The sequence below is a fragment of the Clostridioides sp. ES-S-0190-01 genome (assembly GCF_020658275.1).
Taxonomy (GTDB): Bacteria; Bacillota; Clostridia; order Peptostreptococcales; family Peptostreptococcaceae; genus Clostridioides.
This window is the reverse complement of the sequence record NZ_JACVWA010000037.1, coordinates 52746-74184: the sequence shown is the minus strand read 5'-3', so window position 1 is coordinate 74184 and position 21439 is coordinate 52746. Positions and strand designations below refer to the sequence as shown.

General features: G+C 25.4%; 19 protein-coding genes, 3 riboswitches and 1 other annotated feature. Of the genes, 14 read left to right on the top strand and 5 right to left on the bottom strand.

The features are described from left to right. Window positions 1-340 precede the first annotated feature (340 nt). Window positions 341-434: riboswitch (cyclic di-GMP riboswitch) on the top strand. Window positions 435-519: 85 nt separating this feature from the next. Continuing rightward, the gene (locus IC214_RS12945; protein ID WP_227834322.1) at window positions 520-1002 is read left to right on the top strand and encodes an SH3 domain-containing protein; all 483 of its coding nucleotides are present in this window, start codon (window positions 520-522) and stop codon (window positions 1000-1002) included. A gap of 249 nt (window positions 1003-1251) precedes the next feature. Here the strand turns inward: IC214_RS12945 and IC214_RS12940 are convergent, their stop codons facing one another. Next, the gene (locus IC214_RS12940; protein ID WP_227823962.1) at window positions 1252-1779 is read right to left on the bottom strand and encodes a PadR family transcriptional regulator; all 528 of its coding nucleotides are present in this window, start codon (window positions 1777-1779) and stop codon (window positions 1252-1254) included. A 376-nt stretch (window positions 1780-2155) separates the two neighbouring features. On the opposite strand from IC214_RS12940, the gene IC214_RS12935 reads away from it, so the two are divergent. From IC214_RS12935 to miaB, 4 genes are all read left to right on the top strand, one after another. Continuing rightward, on the top strand, window positions 2156-2650 hold the full coding sequence (locus tag IC214_RS12935) for an AAA family ATPase (RefSeq protein ID WP_227482625.1): 495 nt from the start codon (window positions 2156-2158) through the stop codon (window positions 2648-2650). Between the two features lie 289 nt (window positions 2651-2939). Beyond that, on the top strand, window positions 2940-3338 hold the full coding sequence (locus IC214_RS12930; RefSeq protein ID WP_227435119.1) for a hypothetical protein: 399 nt from the start codon (window positions 2940-2942) through the stop codon (window positions 3336-3338). A 281-nt stretch (window positions 3339-3619) separates the two neighbouring features. Then, window positions 3620-3884, top strand: a binding site (T-box leader). Window positions 3885-4034: 150 nt separating this feature from the next. Continuing rightward, window positions 4035-4586 carry a tryptophan transporter gene (locus IC214_RS12925; RefSeq protein WP_227435120.1) on the top strand — a complete coding sequence of 184 codons (552 nt, stop codon included), beginning with the start codon at window positions 4035-4037 and terminating at the stop codon, window positions 4584-4586. A gap of 358 nt (window positions 4587-4944) precedes the next feature. Then, window positions 4945-6381, top strand: coding sequence for a tRNA (N6-isopentenyl adenosine(37)-C2)-methylthiotransferase MiaB (gene miaB, locus IC214_RS12920; protein ID WP_227823960.1), 1437 nt, complete (start codon window positions 4945-4947; stop codon window positions 6379-6381). A 292-nt stretch (window positions 6382-6673) separates the two neighbouring features. On the opposite strand, the gene IC214_RS12915 is transcribed toward miaB, so the two are convergent. The 3 genes from IC214_RS12915 to IC214_RS12905 all read right to left on the bottom strand — a co-directional run bounded on the left by IC214_RS12915 (window position 6674) and on the right by IC214_RS12905 (window position 9064). After that, entirely contained in the window at window positions 6674-7012 is a 339-nt protein-coding gene (locus tag IC214_RS12915) for a DUF3784 domain-containing protein (RefSeq protein WP_227435122.1), read from the bottom strand. Window positions 7013-7332: 320 nt separating this feature from the next. Continuing rightward, window positions 7333-7944, bottom strand: coding sequence for an NUDIX hydrolase (locus IC214_RS12910; protein ID WP_227435123.1), 612 nt, complete (start codon window positions 7942-7944; stop codon window positions 7333-7335). 421 nt (window positions 7945-8365) lie between these two features. Further along, the gene (locus IC214_RS12905) at window positions 8366-9064 is read right to left on the bottom strand and encodes an aspartate/glutamate racemase family protein (protein WP_227834324.1); all 699 of its coding nucleotides are present in this window, start codon (window positions 9062-9064) and stop codon (window positions 8366-8368) included. A 580-nt stretch (window positions 9065-9644) separates the two neighbouring features. On the opposite strand from IC214_RS12905, the gene IC214_RS12900 reads away from it, so the two are divergent. From IC214_RS12900 to IC214_RS12890, 3 genes are all read left to right on the top strand, one after another. Further along, the gene (locus tag IC214_RS12900) at window positions 9645-10652 is read left to right on the top strand and encodes a M56 family metallopeptidase (RefSeq protein WP_227834325.1); all 1008 of its coding nucleotides are present in this window, start codon (window positions 9645-9647) and stop codon (window positions 10650-10652) included. A 140-nt stretch (window positions 10653-10792) separates the two neighbouring features. Continuing rightward, window positions 10793-11359 carry a metallophosphoesterase gene (locus IC214_RS12895; RefSeq protein WP_227834326.1) on the top strand — a complete coding sequence of 189 codons (567 nt, stop codon included), beginning with the start codon at window positions 10793-10795 and terminating at the stop codon, window positions 11357-11359. A gap of 60 nt (window positions 11360-11419) precedes the next feature. Next, window positions 11420-12208 (top strand): hypothetical protein, encoded by a 789-nt coding sequence (locus IC214_RS12890; protein WP_227866721.1) that lies wholly within the window; start codon window positions 11420-11422, stop codon window positions 12206-12208. Between the two features lie 413 nt (window positions 12209-12621). Here the strand turns inward: IC214_RS12890 and IC214_RS12885 are convergent, their stop codons facing one another. Beyond that, a complete protein-coding gene (locus IC214_RS12885; protein WP_227435127.1) occupies window positions 12622-12798 on the bottom strand; it encodes a hypothetical protein in 177 nt (58 codons plus the stop codon). A 53-nt stretch (window positions 12799-12851) separates the two neighbouring features. Further along, a riboswitch (cyclic di-GMP riboswitch) is annotated at window positions 12852-12941 on the bottom strand. A gap of 470 nt (window positions 12942-13411) precedes the next feature. Then, window positions 13412-13511, top strand: a riboswitch (TPP riboswitch). A gap of 130 nt (window positions 13512-13641) precedes the next feature. Here IC214_RS12885 and IC214_RS12880 point away from each other — a divergent pair. The 6 genes from IC214_RS12880 to mutL all read left to right on the top strand — a co-directional run bounded on the left by IC214_RS12880 (window position 13642) and on the right by mutL (window position 21423). Next, window positions 13642-13932, top strand: a complete 291-nt coding sequence (locus tag IC214_RS12880) for an MTH1187 family thiamine-binding protein (protein WP_227435128.1) — start codon at window positions 13642-13644, stop codon at window positions 13930-13932. Beyond that, window positions 13907-14677, top strand: a complete 771-nt coding sequence (locus tag IC214_RS12875) for an ABC transporter permease (RefSeq protein WP_227435129.1) — start codon at window positions 13907-13909, stop codon at window positions 14675-14677. Before IC214_RS12880 ends, IC214_RS12875 begins: the two co-directional genes overlap by 26 nt. Window positions 14678-14698: 21 nt before the next feature. After that, the gene (locus tag IC214_RS12870; RefSeq protein ID WP_227482632.1) at window positions 14699-15718 is read left to right on the top strand and encodes an ABC transporter substrate-binding protein; all 1020 of its coding nucleotides are present in this window, start codon (window positions 14699-14701) and stop codon (window positions 15716-15718) included. Then, a complete protein-coding gene (locus IC214_RS12865; protein WP_227823955.1) occupies window positions 15687-16421 on the top strand; it encodes an ABC transporter ATP-binding protein in 735 nt (244 codons plus the stop codon). Before IC214_RS12870 ends, IC214_RS12865 begins: the two co-directional genes overlap by 32 nt. A gap of 162 nt (window positions 16422-16583) precedes the next feature. Continuing rightward, a complete protein-coding gene (gene mutS / locus IC214_RS12860) occupies window positions 16584-19427 on the top strand; it encodes a DNA mismatch repair protein MutS (RefSeq protein ID WP_227823954.1) in 2844 nt (947 codons plus the stop codon). Between the two features lie 10 nt (window positions 19428-19437). Next, a complete protein-coding gene (mutL, locus tag IC214_RS12855) occupies window positions 19438-21423 on the top strand; it encodes a DNA mismatch repair endonuclease MutL (RefSeq protein ID WP_227823953.1) in 1986 nt (661 codons plus the stop codon). Window positions 21424-21439: the final 16 nt, after the last annotated feature.

The following is a 21439-nucleotide window of genomic DNA, read 5'->3' as shown; positions in this document are numbered from 1 at the left end:
TAGTGTTCAATAATCAAAAAAGAGATATAAGGTATAAGAACCTGTATGAATACACACAAACTTTTTTGTTAATATATATTTATAAAAGTTCCTGTATTAAAGATATAAGAAATTATGAATTTGTCTTTATATCTTCATATTCTTAATATAGAAAAAAGTTTGTTATAAAAAATTATATGTTAGGTAAATTACTATTTTATAGATGATTCATAGAGAATAATACTTTATTTAGTAATATAAAGATATTTTTTATTTATTATTAATTAAAAATTGAATTTATATTTAATTAATATAAAATTTGAGGGAATATTATTTTGTAAATATTTAATTTGTGTTATTATTCAGATATAGGCAATATTAGATAAATCTAATGACGCAAAGCTATAGGGACTAAAATCTTTATATAATAAAGGTCATGTCAGCCAGTTGCCAAAAAGATAATAATTCTTTTTGTTAAATTTATTTTTTAAGAGTTAGGTATTTTTAATAACTTAAAATTTGGCAAGAGGAGGATTTTAAATGATATCTGAATTAATGTTAAAAAACTTTGATGAATCTAACATCAATTTTAAGACTAAGATTAAATTGAATTTAAGAGAGAAACCAGATATAAACAGTATGAAATTAAAAAGCATACCAGAAGGAAAAATGGTTAAGTTAAATTGTGTAAATGGAAAATGGGCAGAAGTTGAAAGTAATTATGACAAAGGTTGGTTACTATATAAATATTTAGAGAAATTGAGCAATGCTAAAAGTAATAATATTCTAGAAAACAGAAAAAGAAATTACATAGGAAATATAAAAACTAATGGTTTAAATCTAGAATTAAGAAATGACAGAACAACAGATTCAAAAATAATAACTACAATTCCTGATGGTTTTAAAGTTGAAGTCTGTTATAGTGTTGGAAAATGGACAAGAATCAATATTCACAAAAATGGGAAAAGATATTCTGGATATGTATATAGTCAGTATGTAGAAGAATATTCGACTTTGACATAATCATATATAATAAACTTTATAAAAAAGAATCCTAATAAATGCAAGATGTCATTCATAAGGGTATATGAAAATATATTGAGAAAAAAGTTTTATACAATAGTTAAAGGTAATAACTAAAAATGAATATAATATAGATAGGCACTTCATATGAGGTGCCCTTTCTATATCTATGAAAGAAGAGTAAATAAAATAAATACAAAACAGTAAACTATGAATTATATGTGGAAAGCCATTATCTACAGTTTTTGCTTAACCCTTACAAACAGTTAATAATTTTTTTGTTCCAGAAATTTCTGCTAATACTATATCTATCATACGTTTTACATTAGCAACATGAAATTCACTAACTTCTTTTTCCCAATCATCATCTTTTTGCTTAATCCCTGTTAGATATTGATTTAAAACTTCTAATCGTTTTTCTAAAAGCTTCTTTCTTTCTTCTTTTCCTAGGCATTCAATAAAGAATGCTGTAATAGAAAAAATATTAGTGTCATAATCGAATTTTAAAATAGAACTTCTCAAAGTATCGTGAAATTCTATACTTCCTTTTTCTGTGATTGTGTAAACCGTTTTGTCTGGCATATTACCATCCTTTTTAACAGTACCTAAAATCAATCCTCTTTTTTCTAAAGTCTTAATTGTAGTATATACGGTTGAGTCTGCGATATTAAACCAGTACTTTACATTCATGTATTCTAGCACTTTTATAATTTCATAGGCATTAAGAGGCTTTTCATTTATTAGACCTAAAAGCATTGTTGCTGGTTTTGATAACATTATAATTCACTCTCCTTTGTAATATTTATTATTACATAATTATATATATATTAGTTTTATATTAAACTACTACTATTATCTAGCAGTATTATTGTATCATGGAATTTTAATGAAAGAAAGTATGAATATAGATTATGTTACAAATTAATAAATGTATAAAGTTTAAATTAATTATTTCAAAAATTTAAGTAATAAAAACTGATTTATAAGTTTAATTTTCTACTTAATCCATTTAGGAAGGAATATAAGAGACCTAAAGATAACAAAGCAATTGTATATGGTATGAATAATATGATAGATGTTAAAGTATGATTTTTATATGTTGATGTGATAAAATATGACTAACAAATAAATTGAACTTTGAAAGGAAAAATGAATGAAAAATATTTATATTATTGGTGGGACAATGGGAGTAGGCAAAACAACAGTATGCCAATCTCTAAAATTAATCTTGAAAAATAGTGTTTTTCTTGATGGTGATTGGTGTTGGGATATGCATCCATTTCAAATTACTGTTGAAACGAAAAAAATGGTTCTTTCAAATATTTGTTCATTGTTGAATAACTTTATAAAGTGTAGTACTTTTGAAAATATTATTTTTTGTTGGGTAATGCATGAACAAAGTATTATTGATACTATTATATCTTGCCTAGATATATCTGATTGTAGAGTAATAAATATTTCCTTAATTTGTGATGAAACTGTATTGAGAAAAAGGTTGAAGACCGATGTAGAGGAAGGTTTGCGTTTTACTGATGTAATAGAAAGAAGTGTTAACTATTTACCCATGTATGAAATATTAGCAACAACGAAAATTAATGTTTCTAATAAATCTGTCAAAGAGATTGTTGAAGAGATATCTAAATTGTAAAATTTTAGTTTTTAATTTAAAGTTAATGACATTATAGTATTGTTGAACATTCCACTGTTGATTGATAAATATAAAAAAGGAATGCATTGCTTAATTCTATTTGTGTAATTCCTATTGTTCCAGTTAGATTAAGAATAAGGACGAAAAAATATAGTCAAATTTTAATATTCTTCTGATATTATAAAAAATATCTAATATAAAAAAATTAGAAATTTGAAAAAATTTGTAGTTTTTGAGTGAGTATATATTATAATAAAATAGATATAAATTTTTTATGAGGGGAAAGTAAATGAAAAAAAAGAAAAAATTGATTAGGATAATTATATGTTTTTTGCTAGTAATCAGTATTGTAAATCCGCTACAAGTAGAAGCTGAAATTATTAACGATTTTAGTACATCTGTTTACTCAACACAAACGAACTATACATCTACTAATGCTAAGTTTAAGACTATTAAATCTAGAAAAAGACATAGAGGTAGTAGGTCAAATAAAAGTAAAATAAAACTAAAAAAACGAAGTACAAGTAATAAAAGGTATAGAAATGGAATTATAAATAGACATAGTAACAGAAGTATAAAAAAACACAATATAATATCAAAGTTGATATTGTTAGTAATAGTGATATTTATCATTATAGCTATAGTAATAGTAATATTAATTAAAAGAAATAAGAAAAGATTTTATTAGAATATAAAAATAGAATTATTAAAGCCTTATTAAGACTAATTCAAAAATTACATAAAATAGCTAGATAAATAATAAGAAAATAAATTAAATTATTGAAAATAAAATTTAAAAAGTTTGAATTAGGTATAAAATTTTAAGAAAGAAATTAGTATTGATTTTTATTAGTATTATTTTAAAAAAATAGTTTTAAAAGAAGTATATTTAAAAAGCTATAAAAATATATTGACATTTTTTAGAAAAAGTAATATGATTATTTCAATGGCAAAACAATATATAATAAATTAAATCCTATGACAAGGAAGAGTAGTTAAATTTAGGTTCAATATAGAGAGCCAAGGATGGTGGAATCTTGGTAAGAAAAAATTTGATGAATGGGCCTTAGAGGAGTAAATCGAAATCATATTTTTGAGAGTAGACTTTATCGTTAGTCGTACGTTATAGCGAATAGGGTATGTAAGTACCTGATAATGAGATATATAAAAATTGAGTTTTATATTAAGTTTTTATATAATTTAGGTGGCAACGCGGATAATCTCCGTCCTATTAATTTAGGACGGAGTTTTTTATTTTACGAAAAATTCGATATGTAGAAGGTGGTGAAATAGATGTTATGAATTTCTAAAGCTAAAGATGATGATTTAGAAAACTGGCAAAAAAATAAATTGAAAATTAAAAAAATTAGGAGGAAATACAAAAATGAAAACAAATACAAAAAAACTAACTTTAAATGCAATACTTTTAGCAATGGGATTATTAATACATCAAATTACACCTGCTATAGGATTACCAATGAAACCAGATGTACCACTAGCAATGCTGTTTGTGATATTAGTTTTAAATAGAGATGACTATAAAACTTGCTTAATAGCAGGAATAGTGACAGGTATATTTACAGCACTTACATCAAGCTTCCCAGGAGGTCAAGTTCCTAATATAATAGATAAAACTCTTACAGCCAATATAGTATTTTTATTAATATATGTTAGCTATAAAATGCCTTTTATAAAAAACTTATCTAAAAAAACACAGGATACTATAGTAGTTGCAATTATAATGCCAATAGGAACACTTGTAAGTGGAACAATATTTTTGTTAGCTGCTCAAGCTATAGTTGGTCTTCCAGGAGCTTCTTTTACAGCGTTATTCTTAACAGTAGTATTACCAGCTGTTTTAATAAATTTAGTTGCAGGAATATTTTTATTCAAGATTGTTAATTTATCAATAAGAAGGGTTAGTTACCAAAGTTAAAATTTGATTAGATATATGGCTTATAATATTTAATTTGAGATATACTTGATATAATAAAAAGTTTATTTTATAAAGATATTATGATTATTTTATTTTCTTAAATAAGATTAATTTAATGTACTTGTATAGTATAAACTTAGTAAATTATTAGATATCAATAGAAATATATTTTGTAGAATTGTAAATGGATTGATTTAAAATCTATTTTTATATAAAAGTAAAGTATAATATAATAAAGGACAGCGATTTGGCTGTCTTTTATTATAGTTAAAACTTTAATAATACCTTTAAAAGATTTTTCTTATTTGATATAATTAAGGTTATGTGTAATATAAGAAATTAACTAGGAGGAATAGAAGTGAGCAAAAGAAAACAAGTAACAATACCTATAGAGAAAATACAAGAACAAGATAAATATATAGAACAAATACACAGACAAAATGAAGAGTACTTCAACAGAACTGGAAAGAGAAAACTCGTGTTTACTCAAACCTTTGGATGTCAAATGAATGAACATGATTCAGAAAAACTTTGTTCAATGTTAGAAGAAATGGGATACCAAATGTCAATGATAGTTGAAGAAAGTGACCTAATAATATATAATACATGTGCAGTAAGAGAAAATGCAGAACTAAAGGTGTATGGAAATTTAGGTCAGTTAAAGCATCTAAAAGGAAAAAATCCAAACATGAAAATAGCTGTGTGTGGATGTATGATGCAACAACCACATGTTGTAGAGGAACTAAGAAAAAAATACAAACATGTAGACCTTGTATTTGGAACACATAATCTATATAAATTTCCACAATTACTTACAGAATCAATAAATTCTGACAAAATGTTAGTAGATGTATGGGATGTAGATGGAGAAGTAATAGAAGGCCTTAGAAGTAATAGAAAATTTGAATTAAAAGCATTTGTAAATATAATGTATGGATGCAATAATTTCTGTACCTATTGTATAGTTCCATATACAAGAGGAAGAGAAAGAAGCAGAACACCTGAAGATATAATTAATGAGATAAAAGAGCTTGTTTCAAATGGAACAAAAGAAATAACTTTGCTTGGACAAAATGTAGATTCGTATGGCAAAACACTTGAAAATCCAGTTGCATTCTCAGAACTTTTAAGAAAAGTTAATGATATAGAAGGAATTGAAAGAGTTAGATTTATGACATCTCATCCTAAAGACATATCTGATGAGGTGATATATGCAATTAGAGATTGTGATAAGGTGTGTGAATTTTTACATTTACCAATACAATGTGGAAGTAGTAGTCTTCTGAAAAAAATGAATAGACATTATACAAAGGAATATTATCTAGACATAATAGAGAAAGCTAAAAAAGAAGTGCCAGATATTGCTTTTTCAACGGACTTAATGATAGGTTTTCCAGGAGAAACAGAAGAAGATTTAGAAGATACTCTAGATGTGGTTGAAAAAGTTAGATATGATTCAGCATTTACATTTATTTATTCTAAAAGACAGGGAACTCCTGCTGCTAAAATGGAAAATCAAATACCAGAAGAAATAAAACATGAAAGATTTAATAGAGTATTAGAAGCAGTAAATAGAATCTCAGCAGAGATAAATAATGAATATAAAAATAGAGTAGTTGAAGTTTTGGTCGAAGGAAGAAGCAAAAATAATGAAAATAAATTTGCTGGTAGAACTAGACAAAATAAACTTGTAAATTTTGAAGGTGGAAGTGATGATTTAATTGGAAAATTAGTTATGGTTAAAATCACTGAACCTAGAACATTTTCATTGAATGGTGTACTAGTAAATGATTAGAACTGTATAAAATAATAAAATTATGTAAACTGATTGGAATAGATGTACTATAAAACAAAATATATTAAATTTTTAAATTTTAAGAACATATCATATATATTATGATAATTTCAGTTTCTATTATAAATAAAAATAAATTTGATATAGGATGTAAATTAATTGTACATCTATTTTTTATTCTATTTTATCAAAGCTTACTTAACTATATTTAGTATTTATTATATATTAAAATATCTAATAGACATAAAAAAGCAGTCAATCTTTCATAATTAACTGCTTAACTTACTAATTTTTATTTTTTACATTTCTTGTTAGAGTAATAGATATTGAAAAACACGCTAGCAAGTATAACTATTATAAATATTACAGCAAACGGAAGCATTTTTTTTTCATCCATTTGTCCACTCTCTATTCTATATCCCAAAAATGACATGATAAATAACATTATAGATACGATAAAAGTAACAATGCTAGAACTTCTACATAGTTTTTTTACATCATATCGAGCTTTTTCTTTATCACTCATAGTATTATAACCTGCTAATAGCATACTTGCTTTTCCATTAAATAACAATATACTTAAAATGAAAGAGGCAATTGCAATTATAACTGTGAATCCTACTGCAAACATTATAAGCACCTCCAGATACTCTGATTTATCAGTTTACTTAATTATTAATATTTTACCATAAACATACATTAAAATCATTTATTTCATAGATTAATCTTATTAGATATATTATCATATTATAATTTATTTATAATGTGGTGTTAATACATAGTGCTTAGCTTGAAATTGTATTAAAAATTGTGTAACAATAATTGAACAATAATCAAGCATAAAAAATATTATAAAACATAATTTACTATCTTTTTTGGAATTATAACATTTTAAAGTTAGAAAATTTTAAAAACTTCTTATATAAAAATTTGAATATTTGATTACAAGTATTATTCTGATAAGAAGTTTAAAAAATTTTCTAATATTTTTGCTGTTATTCCCCAAATCACATAATCTTTATATTTATAAAATAGAACAGGGTAACTTCCACTTTCAAATTTATAATCTTTTTGATTTGGAATTGAACCATATGGAAGATTTTCATCAGGAAAAACTTTGACTGTATTATTATAGGTATTTGGAGGATTTTCTAAAAGATATTTTATAGGTACCAAAAAAGTATGGTCAACTTCATCTTTATTTATATTTAAATTATTGATGTTTTTTATATATCCTAAGTAGGGATGTATTATAAATTTTACAGGAGTTATAAGTAAGTCAAGACTTGCTATAACTTCTATATTGTCATTAAAAGTTCCAAGTTCCTCACATGTTTCTCTAATAACGGCTTCATAAGGAGTTTCGTTAGACTCTATTTTTCCACCTGGAAAAGAAATTTCATTGGGTTGATGCTTTAAATTTTTTGAGCGAACTTCAAATAATATATGATGTATGTTATTTATTTCTACTATTGGAATTAATACAGATGCTCTTTTCATATTTTCATAACCGTTTATATATGGTTTGTAATCTTTAAATTTATTTTTAATATTGTTTATCATTTTTTCCTCCTAAAATAATATTATTAAAAAAATGTAGAATTAAATTTTGACAATAACAATATATACGTAATTATATTTATCTAATTCAAGATATAGTAATATCTATATTATTATATAATAAATCAATAAATATATATTAACAAGTATTAACAAATACTAAAGTATTTAAGTTTAGTAATGTTTAAACTAAAGTATTATAAAATAATTTTGTGACCTTTAATTGAAAAATATATTTCTATTTTAACTGACATTCATTTTTTTATTTTTACAATCTCATTAAGGTGAATTTTATTTTAGAATCATCATCAAAAATAAAAAAGTGAGTATTTATAAAAAAGTAAAGTGGTAAGATAATCTTACTGCTTTACTTTTTTATGAATAATTTATCTAAAATATTTATAAATTAAAAATAGAGTAAATTCTATTTTTCTAACTCTAAATATTTCTTAATAACTGACTCTGCTAAACATTTTGACGAATCAATAATGTTAATTGATGGTTGTATATTTTCCAAGACAACATTTAAATCAGTGCAAGCAATCACTATGTTTTCAATAGATTCAAATTTTATACTTTCTAGAAGTTCATTCCAAATATTGATATTTTGTGGATTATTCTTATCTGTTTTTATGTTTTGTATAAGAGCATTTATCTTTTTTTGCCATTCTTCTTTAAATATAAATTCATGACCAGCTTTTGTTATACCTTTTTGATAAATTGTAGATTCAAATGTTGAACTTGTTGAAAGTAGAGTTACTTTTTGTGGCGTAGCAGGTAAATATTTAATAGTTTCTTCTACAATATTTAATAATGGAATACCTATTGATTCTTTCAATTCTTCAAAATATATATGAGCTGAATTGCACGGCATCGCAATAAAGTTTGTTCCAATTGATTCAAGTTTTTTTAGACCCTTAATGATAGTTTTTTTCATAAGTTCATGATTTATTGCGCGGTCAATATAAAATGGAGTAGGTAAGGAATATATCATAATTTCAGGAAACTCTTCATCGTATCTCGCTCCATACTGAGACTGACATTCATCAATAATTAAATCAACAAATGGCGCTGTTGACCTTGGGCCCATCCCAGCCAAAATTCCAATTAATTTTTTATTCATTTAAATAATCTCCTTAGATTCTGTATAGTTTATTTTGTATAGGCTTTATCCGCCAAAAATGAAGAAATCATATGTTTCTTTAATTCTAATATTTGGGTGTCTTTCTGTCAAATGTAGAATAAATCTTTGTAACAATCCTTATAGTCTTTTATACTATTTTTGTATCATTTAACAATTGTAGCGTAATTATGAAAAATATTTGAGTATTCTTTATTTATATAATAGCTCTTGTGGTATTATGTCATGCTCTATGTTACAATCAAAATTATATAAAAGAAGTATTTAAATTTTTATAAAAAAAGATTCGGATGGAATAAAATTAAAACCAACTATGCTTTTTGATAATAGAGGATGACTCGATTATGTCTTAAAAGAGATAAAAGAAAAGCTATACCTAAAAGTCATTATCCTATTTAATTAAATTTAAGTATGTCAACTGTCAAAAGATATTGGAATTTTTAACTGGTGTCATGAAGGAATTCTTTGTATTAAGAAAGACATAGTCCTGTTGCTATTTTTATATTGGTGCTTGTTTTTTAAATATTCCACAATTCACTCTAGAATAAGGGGGTGAAAATTTATGATTTCAATTTTAAACGATTTTTTTAGAACCGTTTTAGTAAGTAGTTTATTTATAGTTCTCTTATTAGTTTTTAGAATGACTATTTTTAAAACTTTCAGTAGAAAATTTAACTATTATATATGGTTTATTGTCATTATAAAACTATTATTACCATTTACATATTATACTTTTGCATTTAATGAATTGAAATATCAACACAATATTAATAAGGTAAATTTAGAAGGTTTTAACAATATTTCTACTTTGTGTACTATTATTTTAGTGTCTATTTGGATTACTGTTACGATATTTTATTTGATTTCTACTTTATGGAAATATATTAAGCTTAAAAATCTGATAGAGGATTTGTCCTATGATGTTGATGATGAAGACATAAACAATCTTTATGATAGTTTATTAAAAGAGCTTAATATAAATAAAAATGTAAAGATTAAATATTCTCATGAAGTTGAAACTCCGTCATTTTTTAATTCCTGTGTTCTTTTACCACCATATGATTATAAATTAAAAGAACTTGAATGGATATTTAGACATGAACTTATGCATTTTAAGAGTAAAGACATTTATATTAAATATTTAGTATTATTCTTAAAAATAGTATATTGGTTTAATCCTTTTATGTACATTATGGATAAAGTTATAGATTTAGATTGTGAACTTTATTGTGATGAAAGAGTTTTAAAAAATCGTAGTATAGAAGATAAAAAAGAGTATGCTTTGACTATTATAGGTGCAATGAAAAAAGATTTAAATTCTTCAAATAAATTTGTAGCTGGACTGCATAAGAAATCAGATATAAAAAAAAGAGTATCTAATATGTTTAATGAAAAAAATAGAACAGGAAATTTAATGGCATTAATTTTATGTTTATTATCATTGATTACATATTTTAAAATAGATGTAATTGATTCTAAATCATTAATTTATTCATTACCAAAACAATTAACTATTGAAAATAAGAATTCTAATTTTAAATACTTAGGACAGGTTAATACAGATGAGTAATGTAAATTTTAAATAATACATTTAGAGATTTATTGTGAATAAATTAGATTATTAATTACGCTAATATATATTTTAGTGTAAATTAGTTTGTTAGTTCAACTGTTATACTTTATGTATATTAAGTTTTATAGGGGGATAAAATGAATTTTAAAAGTAAAGCCAAAGTATTAAGTTTATGTTTAATCTCAATTCTAATGATATTGACAGGTTGCACTAATTCTAAAAATGATAAAATCACTGAAATCAATATATTAGCAACTACAGACTTACATGGAGAAGTTACCTATAATGTAGCTGAAAAAATAAACGAAGAAAGAAAAAAAGACTCTAATATAACATTAGTAGATGCAGGAGATTTTTATGATTCGGATGGTTTAGGAGCAATGGAGCAATATCTTAGTGAGGCTCGAGATGCTTACGAAAAAGATGAAGTAATTAAAAAAGAAGTACCTATAGTTAGACAAATGAGTGAAGTTAAATATGATGCAGTAGTGCTTGGTAATCATGAGTTTGTTTCTAGCTCTAAAAAAAATTTAGATAAAATGATAAATGAATTTAATAGTGAAAATATAGAAGTTTTATCTGCGAATACATATAATAGTAACAGTTCAAGTTATGTTAAACCTTACACAATAAATACAATTGAAACAAAATATGGTGAAGTTAAGCTTGGTATACTTGGTCTTACAATCAAAGAAGTCAGATAAGGATGGGATTTTGATGAAAACGAAAATAAAATTAAGGCTAAGTCCAGAGATTTAAAAGATATGGCTACATACCAGGATTTATATATGAATGATATGATAGATGATGCTAAAAAATGGGTGAAGGAAATAAAAGAAAAAGAAAATCCAGATATACTATTAGCCATAGTACATAGTGGAGAAAAACCTAAAAAGCCTAAAAAGCCTAAAAATCCAGGTAATAGAATACAAGAACTAGCTAAAGAAGTTGATGGAATTGATGCGATAGTAGCAGGGCATACTCATAAGGAAATTGAACAACATGATTATACAAATAATAAAGGTGAAAATGTGATAGTTACACAACCAGGCAGTCATAACTCTTGTATATCAAAAATAACATTTGAATTAGAAAAAGGTAATAATACTTGGAAAGTACAAGATAAATATTCAAAGTTAACTAAGATAGAAGAAGATAAAAGCTTAGAAAATTTTGGTGATTTGATAACAAATTTATCTGAGCTAAATGATAAAAAGAGCGAAGTGAATTTGTCGTCATTAAGTAAATTCAAATGGGACAGAGCTTATTTATTTAGCAATGATATTAGTGTTGAAAAGATGTACAATATAGTTGGTTATAAATGGAAAAATCTTGCAGATATAGAAAATGATAATAGAATTAAGATGGTATTTATGAATGGTAAAAAGGTTTCCTCATATGCTTGTTTTAAGGGAAAAGACTTTGGGATAGGTTTAAAAGTAGATAAATCTAAATATCAAGATGGTGTACTAGAGATACTACCTAAAAAGAATGACAAATTTGAAGTAAAGAAAAATAGTGAAGGATATGACATTCAATTAGTATATAAATAACAATCAGTAGTTAAATTTAGTTTTATGGACTGTTGTTACATATTTAGAACAAAAGAAAAGCCCTTAGAATCCAAATAAATACGTTCTAAGGGCTTTTTACTAGATATTTTTAAATAAGTTAAATAAATTTTTAGAAACTAGTTCAAGTTTCTCTTTTAAAAACGGCTAAACCTTCAATCAAATGTATATGAACTAATTACCAATCTTTTCTACCTAATGAATTGAAAAGTTTTTCTAGTGGTTCTACTTTATTTTTATTTGCTGATTTTTTATCAACGTCATTTTGAACATATAACTGTATAAAGTTATATTAGAATTTTTTCATTTGCTATCTTTTTTTATCAATTTTATATCAATAATACATTTAAAATGTAGATAAAACTAAAAAGGGTTTTCTAGAAAATAAAATCCATTTAATTATACTTACTTACCAATACCATCACTTGATGTAAACAAGATTCCACAACATTTTCACCATACTCTAGTATAAAATCGTTTAACTGCGTATCTATAAAATTACAGTAGTCATATGAACTACATATATAGGCAGTTAGTATATGTGTACATCTATCTATTTTATTCATAAACATATATTATTTATCCCCCTAAAAAACTTTCATAAAAAACAAAAAGAAAATATCTTTTTGGCAACTGGCTGACATAACTTATTTTATAAGTGTTAGTCCCTATAGCTTTGCGTCACTAAATTTCTCTAGTTTTGCCTAGTTAGTTTTATTCTACGATTATAATATTACAGGAAAACGTTTTATTTTTCAATATATAAACTAAAAAAATTAAATATAAAAGTTATTTTGTCCTTTAAAAATAAAACATACAAGTAAATTATGTAATAAAGCTTGTTGTGTAAAAGGAACTGTAAAGTTATATTATTAATTTATTTGAATTATATTGATGAAGTATCACAAAATTAATCAACAGGAAGTGTTCAATATATTAAAAAGAGTATAGATAATAAATATATGTGTATAAAAATCTATTATATCAAAAATAATAGCATTAACAGAATAAAGCTATAGTAAATAAAAGATGGTTATTGAAATTTTAAAAAATTAGTGGGAATAAAGACAATAAATCATAAACTACTATAATAGTTTTGTAAATTTTAATACAAATAAAATATATGATATAAATAAAAAATTTGTTAAAATATGATAAGTGTAGTATAATCAAGTAGAAAAGATATAATATATTTCGGGGAGCTAATATGCTGAGAGGAGATTTTATCTCGACCCTTTGAACCTGTTTGGATAATGCCAGTGTAGGGAGACCAGTAAAGATAAAAATAAGTCTTATCCTATTTTGGATAAGACTTTTATTTTATTTAAATATACTATGTTTTTATCTATAAAATATTTTAATAAAAAACAAAATATACCTAGTAGGTATTAATTATTTTAAAAGGAGTGATTTAAATGGTAATTGCAGACATAGCAGTAATGCCACTAAGACCTTACAAAGGTGAAGAAGAAATGTATAAAGTAGTAGATGCTTGTATAGCAGAAATTGAAAACAGTGGTCTTAAATGTGAAATAGGAGCAATGAGTACTACTGTTGAAGGTGATTTTGATGAAGTTTTTGAACTGCTAAAAAAAGTACATAAAATCCCTTTTAATCTTGGATGTGAAAGAGTTATAACAGTAGCTAGAGTAGATGAAAAAGCTGGAGGTTTAACTATAGATGATAAACTTAGAAATCATAGATAAAGTCAAAAATAGTATATATCCAATAGCAACATTTTTGTTTATACTTATTTTTTGGCAATCTGTGGTAGAAGTTTTAAGAGTTCCTCAATATATACTGCCTACACCAATAGATATAATTAATGTATTTTTTAAAGATTATCAAAATTTATCCATGCATGCCATGGTTACTATAGGAGAAGCAATATTTGGCTTTATAGTTGCAATAATAATATCTTTAATAATTGGAATATTAATGGATTTTGTATTGATAATAAAAAAATGTCTTTATCCTATTATGTTAGTGACTCAAATGATACCTACAATAATAATAGCTCCACTTTTTATGATTTGGTTTGGCTTTGGAACAATGCCAAAAATATTGATGGTAACACTTACGTGTTTTTTCCCTATATTAATAAGTTTTGTAGATGGTATTGAGAATATTGATAAAGATTATTTAAATTTGTTTAAGACTATGAATTCAAATAAGATTAATACTTTTATTCATCTCAAATTTCCTATGTCAATGGATAAATTTTTTTCTGGACTTAAAATATCTTCTACTTATGCTGTAATGGCAGCAACTGTTGCAGAGTGGTTAGGTGGAACTAAAGGTCTTGGTGTTTATATGCTAAGGTCAAAAAGTGCATATGCACTTGATAAAGTATTTGCATCTACTATATTAGTAGTTATATTTAGCTTAATATTTGTAGGAATTGTACAAGCTATAAAAAAAGTTGTTATAAAACATAGATTAGAAGATTAAATGTACTTGAGGGAGGATATTATGAATTTCAAAAAATTAGGAATATTAGGTTTAGTAAGTGCTCTTACATTAGCAACAATAACTGGATGTTCTTCTGGAAATAATAGTGATAAAGACAAAAAAAATAGTAAAGATACTTCTTCTAAAAAAGTGACTGTTGTACTTGATTGGACACCAAATACTAATCATACTGGATTATTTGTGGCGCTTGATAAAGGTTATTATAAAGAAGAAGGCTTGGATGTTGAAATAGTACAACCACCTGAAAGTGGAGCTGAGACTTTAGTAGCAACAGGAAAGGCTGACTTTGGTATAAGTTATCAAGAGCAAGTTACTTACGCAAAAACTAGTGAAGACCCACTTCCAATAAAAGCTGTAGCTACTGTTATACAACACAATACTTCTGGATTTGCATCTCCAAAAGAAAAAAACATAACTACAGCAAAAGATTTTGAAGGAAAAACTTATGGAGGTTGGGGTTCTCCATCAGAAGAAGCTGTTTTTAAAGCAGTTATGAATAAAAATGGAGCTGACTTTAATAAATTAAAGATAGTTAATACTGGTCAAGATGATTTCTTTGCAGCTATGAAAACTGTAGATTTTGCATGGATATTTGAAGGTTGGGATGTAGTTAAAGCTAATTTAATTGATTATGATTTAAACTTTATACCAGTAAAAGACCTAGATGAAAGATTAGATTATTATACACCACTTATAATTTCTAATGAGACTGTACTTAAAGACAACCCAGAACTTGCTAAGAAATTCTTAAAAGCTACAACAAAAGGTTATGAGTATGCAATAAAAAATCCTGAAGATGCTGCAAAAATTTTAGTAAAGCATGCTCCTGAGGTAGATGAAAAACTAGCAATAAAGAGTCAAGAATATTTAGCAAGTAAATATAAAGATGATGCACCAAGATGGGGAGAAATGAAAGATAGTGTATGGAATAACTATACATCATTCTTAAAAGAATATAAATTAATAGATAAGGATATGAAGGCAAGTGATGCTTACACAAATGAATTCTTACCACAATAAAAAGGCAAAAATATCTATAAAAAATGTATCAAAGACATATAAAGATGTAGATGTTTTAAAAGATATAAGTATTGATGTTTATGAAGGCGAATTTGTTTCTATATTGGGACCAAGCGGATGTGGAAAAAGTACTATCTTTAATATTATAACTCAATTGACAGACTATAATAGTGGTATGGTAAACATAAACGGTAATTATAGCTACATGTATCAAAAAGATTTACTTTTACCATATAAAACTATAATAGATAATGTGTCTCTTCCATTGGTACTAAAAAAAGAAAAAAAGAGCAAAGCTAGGTCTATGGTAAAACACTACTTTGAGGTTTTTGGTTTGGAAGGGTATGAGTATAAATATCCATCAGAGCTTTCTGGAGGTATGAGACAAAGAGCTAATTTTTTGAGAACTTTTATAAATTCTAATGACATAATGCTTTTAGATGAACCTTTTGGTGCACTCGATTCATTAACTAAAACATCTATGCAAAAATGGCTTTTAGAAGTTAAGAAAAAAGTAAATTCAACGATACTTCTTATAACTCATGATATTGATGAAGCTATAATGCTATCAAATAGAATTTATGTTATTTCAAAAAAACCATCAATAGTAAAAAAAGAATTTATCATAGATAATAGAAATATAAATGAAGATAATCTTGAGTATGTTATTAAACTGAAAAAAGAGATAATATCTTTATTATAAAATTCTATACGTTTTTACCTAGTGATTATTAAACTTAACAATCCAAAGTGCAATCAGCATTTTGGATTGTTTTTTAGTTATACGTCAAAATTTTATATATTATGTTAATAATAATCAAGTACTATGATATAATATTTAATTAGAAAAGAAGGAGGTTTAATAATGCAAATAGATATGAATAAATTAACTCCTATGATGAAACAGTATCTTGAAGTAAAAAATAGATATAAAGATTGTATACTGTTTTTTAGATTGGGAGATTTTTATGAAATGTTTTTTGAAGATGCATTAGTAGCTTCAAAAGCTCTTGAAATAGCATTAACAGGGAAAGCCTGTGGTTTAGAAGAACGTGCTCCTATGTGTGGAGTACCATTTCACTCAGCCAATTCATATATATCAAAGTTAGTAGAAAATGGATATAAAGTAGCAATAGGTGAGCAAATGGAAGACCCATCTACTGCAAAAGGAATTGTTAGGAGAGAGGTAATAAGAGTTATTACTCCTGGAACAGTTCTAGATGGAAATTTACTTGAAAATAAAAAGAATAATTATTTATTATCTTTATATAAAGATGACGCCAATATAGGTTTAACTTATGTAGATATAAGTACAGGAGAAGCTAATGCAACTTGTCTGAATGAAGATAAAGTAATAGAAGAAATTGCAAAAATTCATCCTACAGAAATAATTATAAATGATTTGAATTTTATAGAAAAACTTAGAGATATAGCTACTGTAAGCAACATATACATAAATGAAAGTTTTAGCGACAACTATTTAGATATAAATATATTAAAAGAGTATTTTCCAGAGGTTTATCTACAAAAATTAAAGTTTGATGATAAGGGTCTTATAAAATCTAGTTTATCAATTCTTCTAAACTATATATATAACACTCAAAAGCAGATAACATCCAATATTAATAATATAAATATATACAATTCATCAGAGTATATGGTCTTAGATATGTTTACTAGAACTAATTTAGAACTTACTCAGACTATAAGAGGAAATAAAAAGAAAGGTTCACTATTACATGTTTTAGACAAAACATCTACTGCAATGGGAGGAAGACTTCTAAGAAAATATGTAGAAGAGCCTCTGATAAATAAACCTAAAATTGAAAATAGATTAAATGTAATAGAAGAAATAAAAGATGATTTTATACTAAGAGAAGATTTAAATGATATACTTAAAAATATATATGATATAGAAAGAATATGTGGGAAAATAGCATTTGAAAGAGTAACACCAAAAGAATTAGTTCACTTAAAAAATTCAGTAGAAAAATTACCAAATCTAAAAGACACAATAGACTTATCAAATGCAAATAGATTAAAAGAGTATGTATCAGAAATGGACAAGTTGGACGATATATACAGTTTAATAGATGAAGCCATTTTGGAAGACCCTACAATAACTATAAAAGATGGGAATATAATTAAGTCTGATTTTAGTGATGAACTTAAAGAATTGAGGGATATTTCTAAAAATGGTGCTTTTCTTATAAAAGAAATAGAAAATAGAGAAAGAGAAAAGACAGGAGTTAAATCATTAAAAATAGGATTTAATAAAGTATTTGGATATTATATAGAAATAACAAAGGCTAACTTTAAACAAGCAAAACTAGATGAGACATATATAAGAAAGCAGACACTTAGTAATGCAGAAAGATATATAACTCCAGAGTTAAAAGAAATAGAAGAAAAGATACTACATGCTGAAGAGAAAATTAAATCTCTAGAATATGAGATATTTGTAAGTATAAGAGATACTATATATAAAAATATAGACAGAATACAAAAAGTAGCTAAGATTATAGCTAATATAGACGTTTTTGTATCTTTGGCAACAGTTGCTCACATAAACAACTATATAAAACCACAGATAAACGAAAATAATAAACTCGATATAAGAAATGGTAGACATCCAGTTGTTGAAAATATAGTAGGTGAAGAAAATTTTGTTCCAAATGATACATATTTAAATCGTGGAGAAAACATCATTAACATAATAACTGGACCTAATATGTCTGGTAAGTCAACATATATGAGACAAACTGCTATAATAGCACTTATGGCACATATAGGTTCTTTTGTTCCAGCAGAATATGCTAATGTACCGATATTAGATAGAATATTTACAAGAGTAGGGGCTAGTGATGATTTATCTCAAGGACAATCTACTTTTATGGTAGAGATGAATGAGGTATCTCTTATATTAAAAAATGCTACTGAAAGAAGCTTAGTTATTTTAGATGAAATAGGACGTGGAACTAGTACTTATGATGGTATAAGTTTAGCATGGTCAATAGTAGAATATATTCAAAAGAATATTAGATGTAAGACACTATTTGCAACACATTATCATGAACTTACTGATTTAGAAGAAGAATTTAAAGAGGTTAAAAATTATTCAATAGCAGTTAAAGAAGATGGAGAGGGAATAATATTTTTAAGAAAAATAATTCCTCAAGGTGCAGATAAGAGTTATGGAATCTATGTTGCTAAATTAGCTAAATTGCCAGATGAAGTCATAGATAGAGCAAAATATATACTTAAGGATTTAGAAAAAAATCATGTTTATAACAGTGTAGCAATAAATGGAGATAAAGAAAAAACTATTGTGATTAATAATGATTTAGATGAAGAACTACTTAAGGTAAATCAGAGCAATTTTAAAAATAAATACGAATCTCTAAAAATAGAGCATGAGCTTATAGTAAAAGATTATAAACACATGAAAAAGGATTATGATAAACTAAATTCTAAGTTTAAAACGTTAAACGATGAAGTTATTTCAATGAAGAAAAAGGATAGTAAAGAAGAAATTGATAAAGAAGATTCTGTAAAGGAATTAGCACTAACTCAAATATCTTTTGATAGTGTAAAGAGAGATATATTGTCAGAAGAAATTTTAAACTTAGATATTTTAAATATGACTCCATTAGATGCTATAAATTCTCTTTACAATCTTCAAAAAAAAGCAAAAGAAATAAAATCTTAGAGGTGTAAAAATGAAAAATATAATTAACATCCTAGATGATTTGACTATAAATAAAATAGCAGCAGGAGAAGTAGTAGAAAGACCGTCTTCTGCATTAAAAGAATTAATTGAGAATTCTATTGATGCAGGTGCAAATAAGATTTCTATAGATATCATTGATGGAGGAAAAACCTTAATTAAAATCACAGATAATGGAATAGGAATACCTTCAAGCGAAGTTGAGAAATCATTTTTAAGACATGCTACTAGTAAAATTAAAAAAATTGATGATTTATATGATTTGTACTCTCTTGGATTTAGAGGAGAAGCATTAGCATCTATTTCAGCTATATCAAAATTAGAAATGATTACTAAAACCAAGGATGAAATGGTTGGAACTAAAATATTTGTAGAAGGTGGAAAAATAGTTTCAAAGGAGCCAATTGGTTCCACTAATGGTACAACAATCATTATAAAAGAGATTTTCTTTAATACACCAGCAAGACAGAAATTTTTGAAATCTACCCATGCTGAAACCATAAACATAAGTGATTTGATAAATAAGCTTGCAATAGGCAATCCTAATATCCAATTTAAATATACAAATAATAATAAACAAATGTTAAATACACCAGGTGATGGAAAGCTCATAAATACTATTAGGAGTATATATGGAAAAGAAATAACGGAAAACCTAATAAATATAGAATTTAAATGCAATCACTTTAAAATTGATGGATATATAGGAAATAATAACATCTATCGTTCCAATAAAAACTTGCAACATATCTATATAAATAAAAGATTTGTAAAAAGTAAAATAATTATAGATGCAATAACTGAAAGTTATAAGTCTATAATTCCAATAGGTAAGCATGCTGTTTGTTTTTTAAATATAGAAGTAGACCCAGCAGGTATTGATGTAAATATACATCCTAATAAGCTTGAAGTTAAATTTGAAAAAGAACAAGAAGTGTATATAGAGCTAAGAGATTTTTTAAAAGTTAAATTAATACATTCTAACCTTATTGGAAAGTATGCTACATATAATGATAAAAAAACGCAGCCTCGAATTGCTATCAATAGTAGAGAAAAAAGTACAGATTATGAATTTAAAAATAAGAACTTCATTGAAGCTAATTCAAAAAATAATAATACAACTAAAGAGAAAGATGAATTCATTGAAGTTGTAAGTTTATCAAGTGAAAAACCAATAGACGAATTTCCTTCTGTAAGCGAAGTTTTAAATGCAAATATAGAAAATGAATTAAAAAATACGGGCTCTTTAGAAGAAGAGGTTGTAAATGACAATATACAAGAAGAATTTCAAGTTGATAGGCCTAAACAAATTGATAGTTCTAAAAATGAAGATAGTAATTATTTAGAAAGAAGTATTAAAGACAGCCAAGAGGAATATTTAACTAATTCAAAACAAAGATTTTCTTTATATGGATATTCTGTAATTGGAGTCGTATTTAATACTTATATAATTCTAAGTAAAGATGATTCTATGTATTTGTTAGACCAACATGCTGCACATGAAAGAGTTTTGTATGAGAGATATATGGATAAGTTCTATAGACAAGATATCAATATGCAAATACTTTTAGACCCAGTAATTCTTGAAGTATCAAATGTAGATATGCTTCAAATTGAAAATAATTTAGAGTTATTTATGAAATTTGGTTTCGAATTAGAAGTTTTTGGCAACAATCATGTAATGATAAGATGTGTTCCAACTATATTTGGAATTCCAGAAACTGAAAAGTTTATACTTCAAATAATTGATAATATAGATGAGATTACAAGTAATTATGATTTAAAAGGTGAGAGATTTGCATCTATGGCATGTAGGTCTGCTATAAAAGCAAATGATAAAATATATGATATTGAGATAAAAAGCTTATTGGAACAATTAGAAAATTGTGAGAATCCATTTACGTGTCCTCATGGCAGACCTATAATGGTTGAAATTTCTAAGACCGAAATAGAAAAAATGTTTAAAAGAATTATGTAAAATATTTTGGATATTT